Genomic DNA, 5,715 nt, shown 5'->3' with positions numbered 1-5,715 from the left:
CCCCCCCCCCCCCCCCCCCACCCCCCCCAAGCCGCCATCCGAGCATATACCCCCGCTCTCGGGGGCGCGGAGATGTCTATCCGAGCCCGGGGGGAGGGGAGGGGGGTGATGGATCGATAGCGGACGGTTTCTGACCTACTTCACCCTTACGGTTCCGCCATGAGCCCTCACCGCGACCCGGAAGCCGTCGCCTTCGAGTCCGCCCCCGCCCTCGACACCTGGCTGACCGAGCACCCCGCCCCGCACCCCGGCCTCTGGGTCAAGGTCGCCAAGAAGGGCTCCGACATCCCCTCCGTGAGCGCCGCCGAGGTCAACGACGTTGCGCTGTGCCACGGCTGGATCACCGGGCAGCGCAAGGGGATCGACACGTCGTACTACGCACAGCGGATCACCCCGCGCCGGCCCGGCAGTCTCTGGTCGATGGTCAATGTGCGGCGGGTGGCGGAACTGACCGCCGAGGGCCGGATGCGCCCGTCCGGGCTCGCCGAGGTGGACGCCGCCAGGGCCGACGGGCGATGGGAGGCGGCGTACGAGTCGCAGAGCAAGGCACGGGTCCCGGACGAACTGGCCGCCGCGCTGGCGGAGAACCCCGAGGCCAAGGCGGCCTTCGAGCGACTGGGCCGCACCGACCGCTACCAGGTCATGCTCGGCCTGCTCAGGGCCCGGACCCCGCGCAGCCGCGATGCCCAGGTCGCCGCGATCCTGCGGGAACTGGCAAGGCGCCGGTGAGCCACTCGGTCACCGGCGCCCGGTCGCCCCGTGCGGAAGCGTCACGCGTTCCGGATCGCCGAGATGTCGAAGTTCAGCTTGATCTTGTCGGAGATCAGCACGCCACCCGTCTCCAGCGCCGCGTTCCAGGTCAGACCCCACTCGAAACGCTTGATCTCGGCCTTGCCCTCGAAGCCGACGCGCTCGTTGCCGAAGGGGTCCTTCGCGGCGCCGTTGAACTCCAGGTCGATGGTGAGCGGCTTGGTGGTGCCGAGGATCGTCAGGTCGCCGGTGATGCGGTAGTCGTCGTCGCCGAGGGCCTCGGCCGAGGTCGAGCGGAAGGTCATCGTCGGGAACTCGTCGATCTTGAAGAAGTCCGCGCTCTTCAGGTGGCCGTCACGGTCGGCGGACCCGGTGTCGATGCTGTCCATCTTGACGTCGATGGACGCCGTGGACGCGGACGGGTCGCCGCCGTCCAGGTGCAGCGAGCCGCTGAAGTCGAGGAACTTGCCCTTGACGTTGGTGACCATGGCGTGGCGGACGGTGAAGCCGATCGTGGAGTGGGCGGTGTCGATCGTGTAGTCGCCGGTCAGCGCGGTCAGGTCGGCGTTCGTCATGTCGTGCTCCTTCGGAGTTAATGGCGGTGATGTTGAATCTTGAACTACATCAACGCGACCGACCGTAGACCTATTCCGTTCAGGATTCAACATCATCCGCAAAGTGTTGGCGTGATTACGGTGAGGTGGTAGATGCCCATGGCATGACCTCTCAGCGCACCGGCCTCACGAGACCCACCCGCCGAGCCGTCCTCCTCGCGGCGGCGCTCCTGGCCACGACCGCCCCCGCCGCCCGAGCCGCCTCCGCCGACGCCTACGACGCCCTCCGCCTCCGCTGGCTCGACATCGCCCTCGGCACCGGCTACGACCCCGCCACCGAGCCGTACGCCGCCCGCCTCGCCGAGACCGGCACCCTCGCCCGCGGCTTCCGGACCACCATGGCCCCGACCCCGACCTCCCTCTGGCCCGGCCACCCCTTCGACCCGCCCGCCGGCATCACCCAGAGCTACGGCCGGCTGTGGACGATGACCCAGGCCTACGTCCAGCAGGGCACCGGCTCAACCGCCGACCCGGCCCTCCTCGCCGACATCCTGCGCGGCCTCGACCACCTCTCCGCCACGGTCTACAACCCCTCCACGACCCGCTACGGCAACTGGTGGGAATGGCAGATCGGCAGCCCCCGGCTCCTGATGGACATCACGGCCGCCCTGCACGGCCACCTCGGCGAGGAGCGGGTCACCGCCGCCTGCGCGGCCGTCGACCACTTCATCCCGGACGCGATGCTCACCGACTACTCCGGCACCTCCACCGGCGCCAACCGCGTCGACCTCTGCCGCAGCGTCGCCCTGCGCGGCATCCTCGGCCGCGCCCCCGCGAAGATCGCCCTCGCCCGTGACGCGCTCTCCCCGGTCTTCCCGTACGTCACCAAGGGCGACGGCCTCTACGCCGACGGCTCCTTCGTCCAGCACACCTGGGTCGCCTACTCCGGCACCTACGGCCAGGTCCTCCTGGACGGCCTCGGCCGCCTCTTCGCCCTGCTCGCCGGATCCGACTGGGAGGTCACCGACCCCGCCCGGCAGATCATCCTCGACAGCGTCGAGCACGCCTACGCCCCGCTCATCCACGACGGACTGATGATGGACAGCGTCAACGGCCGTGCCATCAGCCGGGGTTACCTCAAGAGCGACGACCGGCACGTCATGCGCAGCGACCACTTCCACGGCCAGGGTGTCATCGCCGCCATGGCCCTGCTCGCGGGCGGCGCGAGCGCGGCGGAACGCGAGCGCTGGCACGGCCGTATCAAGGGATGGATCGAGCGGGACACGGTCACCCCGATCCTGACCTCCCCCCAGTTCGGCGTCGCCGACCTCGCCCGCCTGCACACCGTCGCCGATTCGCCGGTCCCGGCCGCCCCCGAACCGACCGGCCACCACCTCTTCGCGGCCATGGACCGAGCCGTCCACCGCCGCCCGCGCTTCGTCGCGAACCTCGCCATGGCGAGCGACCGCATCGCCCACTACGAGTGCGGCAACGGCGAGAACCCCCGCGGCTGGCACACCGGCGCCGGAATGCTCTCCTGGTGGGCGCCGGGCCTCGGGGACCAGTACACCGACTGGTACTGGCCGACCGTCGACTGGTACCGCCTCCCGGGCACGACCGTCTCCACGCTCCGCCTCCCCGACCGGGCGGGCGGCGAATGGGGCGAGCCCAAGCCCGACGTGCGCTGGGTCGGCGGCACGACCGACGGCGAGTACGCGGCGATCGGCCAGCACCTGAAGGGCCTCGTCTCGACGCTGGAAGCCCGTAAGTCGTGGTTCTGCGTCGACGACGCCGTGATCTGCCTCGGGGCCGGGATCACCTGCACCGACGGCGTCCCCGTCGAGACCATCGTCGACAACCGGAACCTGGGGGAGACCGGCACCCAGGCCTTCGTACGCGGCCCGGGCTGGGCGCACCTGGAGGGCCACGGCGGCTGGGTGGTGCCGTACGGCGATCTGCGCACCCTGCGCGAGGAGCGCACCGGCGCCTGGGCCGACATCAACACCACCAGCACCACTGAGCGCCGCACCCGCCGCTGGCAGACCCTCTGGCTGGACCACGGCACGGACCCGACGGACGCGACCTACGTCTATCTGCTCATGCCCGGCGCCGGCCGCCGCGAGGTCGCCGTTCGGGCCGCCGAGGGCCGTCGCCGGCTGTCGGTCCTGGCCAACGACAGCACGCGCCAGGCGGTGAGCGTCCCCTCCCTCGGCCTCACGGCCGCCAACTTCTGGGCGGCGGGCACGGCCGGCCCGCTCACCGCCTCCGTGGGGGCGAGTGTGCTGCTCCGCCGCCGGGGCCGTGCCGCTACGCTCTGCGTCAGCGAGCCGCCGCGCACGGGCGAGCCGCTGGAGATCACCTGGGACTACCCGGTGCGCAGCGTCCTGCGCGCGGACGACACGGTCGAGATCCTCTCGACGGGCCGCCGACTGCGCCTCCGTGTCACTCCGGGGATGGTATGCGCCACCCATCGATGTGAGGTGCTTCTCGGCTGACGCCTTTGTGCGACCCCCACAACGCGGATGCCCTCTGAGCAGTCGGAAAGCATGCACGCCCCTATGGTTCTGTTCAGGGGTACCAGGAAAAGGGTCCGAGGACTGTACGGAGTCAACGGCTCGCTTTCCTCGGTGTCCTTCGTAAGGTCGCTACATGACCGTTTTGGATGAGGCACCGGGTGAGCCGATCGACGCCCGCGGACGGACCGCCGAGCTGCACGAGATCCGTGCCCAGGCGCTGGCCGGCCCGAGCGAGAAGGCGACCACGGCGCAGCACGCCAAGGGCAAGCTGACCGCCCGGGAGCGCATCGAGCTGCTCCTGGACCCCGGTTCCTTCCGGGAGGTCGAGCAGCTGCGCCGGCACCGTGCGGTCGGATTCGGCCTGGAGGCCAAGAAGCCGTACACCGACGGTGTCATCACCGGCTGGGGCACGGTGGAGGGCCGCACGGTCTTCGTCTACGCCCACGACTTCCGGATCTTCGGCGGCGCGCTGGGCGAGGCCCACGCCACGAAGATCCACAAGATCATGGACATGGCCATCGCGGCCGGTGCGCCGCTGGTCTCCCTGAACGACGGCGCCGGCGCCCGTATCCAGGAGGGCGTCTCGGCGCTCGCCGGCTACGGCGGCATCTTCCAGCGCAACACCAAGGCGTCCGGCGTCATCCCGCAGATCTCGGTCATGCTCGGCCCCTGCGCGGGCGGCGCGGCGTACAGCCCGGCGCTCACGGACTTCGTGTTCATGGTCCGCGAGACCTCCCAGATGTTCATCACCGGCCCGGACGTGGTCAAGGCGGTGACGGGCGAGGAGATCACCCAGAACGGCCTCGGCGGCGCGGACGTGCACGCCGAGACGAGCGGTGTCTGCCACTTCGCCTACGACGACGAGGAGACGTGCATCGCCGAGGTGCGCTACCTCCTGTCGCTGCTGCCCCAGAACAACCGCGAGAACCCGCCCCGGGTGGAGGCCACCGACGCCGCCGACCGCCGCTCGGACGCCCTGCTCGACCTGGTCCCGGCGGACGGCAACCGGCCGTACGACATGGCCAAGGTCATCGAGGAGATCGTCGACGACGGCGAGTACCTGGAGGTCCACGAGCGCTGGGCGCGGAACATCATCTGCGCGCTGGCCCGGATCGACGGCCAGGTGGTCGGCATCGTGGCCAACCAGCCCCAGACCCTCGCCGGCGTCCTGGACATCGAGGCATCGGAAAAAGCTGCGCGCTTTGTCCAGATGTGTGACGCTTTTAACATCCCGATCGTCACCTTCCTGGACGTCCCCGGGTTCCTCCCCGGCGTCGACCAGGAACACGGCGGGATCATCCGGCACGGCGCCAAGCTCCTCTACGCCTACTGCAACGCGACCGTGCCGAGGATCTCGCTGATCCTGCGCAAGGCGTACGGAGGTGCGTACATCGTCATGGACAGCCAGTCCATCGGCGCCGACCTCACCTTCGCCTGGCCGACGAACGAGATCGCCGTGATGGGCGCGGAGGGTGCCGCCAACGTCATCTTCCGCCGGCAGATCGCCGAGGCCGAGGACCCCGAGGCCATGCGGGCCCGCATGGTCAAGGAGTACAAGTCCGAGCTCATGCACCCCTACTACGCGGCCGAGCGCGGCCTGGTGGACGACGTGATCGACCCCGCCGAGACCCGCGAGGTGCTCGCCAGGTCCCTGGCGATGCTCCAGACCAAGCACGCCGACCTGCCGTCCCGCAAGCACGGCAACCCCCCGCAGTAACCCAGCGGATCCTTCGCGGTACCCCCGCGGAAACCTCTCTCACGGAGACTGTGACCTATGAACACCCCTGACATCCGCGTCGAGAAGGGCCACGCCGAGCCCGAGGAAGTCGCCGCCATCACGGCCATCCTCCTGGCCCGGTCTCTTATACACATTCCGAGCCCACGAGACCTGTTAT

5 protein-coding genes are annotated in these 5,715 nt (G+C 70.1%); 4 read left to right on the top strand and 1 reads right to left on the bottom strand.

Going from position 1 to position 5,715, the window contains the following annotated elements:
* Positions 1-159 precede the first annotated feature (159 nt).
* Positions 160-729: a YdeI/OmpD-associated family protein gene (locus tag L0P92_RS41525; protein ID WP_234768315.1), complete on the top strand. Its 570-nt coding sequence runs from the start codon at positions 160-162 to the stop codon at positions 727-729.
* A gap of 41 nt (positions 730-770) precedes the next feature.
* Here the strand turns inward: L0P92_RS41525 and L0P92_RS41520 are convergent, their stop codons facing one another.
* Entirely contained in the window at positions 771-1,325 is a 555-nt protein-coding gene (locus L0P92_RS41520) for a YceI family protein (RefSeq protein WP_234768314.1), read from the bottom strand.
* A gap of 143 nt (positions 1,326-1,468) precedes the next feature.
* Between L0P92_RS41520 and L0P92_RS41515 the strand changes: the two genes are divergently transcribed.
* The 3 genes from L0P92_RS41515 to L0P92_RS41505 form a co-directional block, all read left to right on the top strand.
* Positions 1,469-3,799: a polysaccharide lyase 8 family protein gene (locus L0P92_RS41515; RefSeq protein ID WP_234768313.1), complete on the top strand. Its 2,331-nt coding sequence runs from the start codon at positions 1,469-1,471 to the stop codon at positions 3,797-3,799.
* Between the two features lie 154 nt (positions 3,800-3,953).
* Positions 3,954-5,537, top strand: a complete 1,584-nt coding sequence (locus L0P92_RS41510) for an acyl-CoA carboxylase subunit beta (protein ID WP_234768312.1) — start codon at positions 3,954-3,956, stop codon at positions 5,535-5,537.
* Between the two features lie 57 nt (positions 5,538-5,594).
* Positions 5,595-5,715: acyl-CoA carboxylase subunit epsilon (locus L0P92_RS41505; protein WP_234768316.1), on the top strand; the 121-nt coding region annotated here is incomplete at its 3' end.

The sequence above is a fragment of the Streptomyces muensis genome, from assembly GCF_021474425.1.
Classification (GTDB): domain Bacteria; phylum Actinomycetota; class Actinomycetes; order Streptomycetales; family Streptomycetaceae; genus Streptomyces; species Streptomyces muensis.
Note: the sequence above shows the minus strand (reverse complement) of the source record. Positions and strands in the feature narration are given on the sequence as shown.

What these genes read in the sequence shown, in the direction of transcription:
- L0P92_RS41525 (WP_234768315.1), top strand. Translation starts at nt 160, where the DNA reads ATGAGCCCTCACCGCGACCCGGAAGCCGTCGCCTTCGAGTCCGCCCCC.
- L0P92_RS41520 (WP_234768314.1), bottom strand. Translation starts at nt 1,325, where the DNA reads ATGACGAACGCCGACCTGACCGCGCTGACCGGCGACTACACGATCGAC.
- L0P92_RS41515 (WP_234768313.1), top strand. Translation starts at nt 1,469, where the DNA reads ATGACCTCTCAGCGCACCGGCCTCACGAGACCCACCCGCCGAGCCGTC.
- L0P92_RS41510 (WP_234768312.1), top strand. Translation starts at nt 3,954, where the DNA reads ATGACCGTTTTGGATGAGGCACCGGGTGAGCCGATCGACGCCCGCGGA.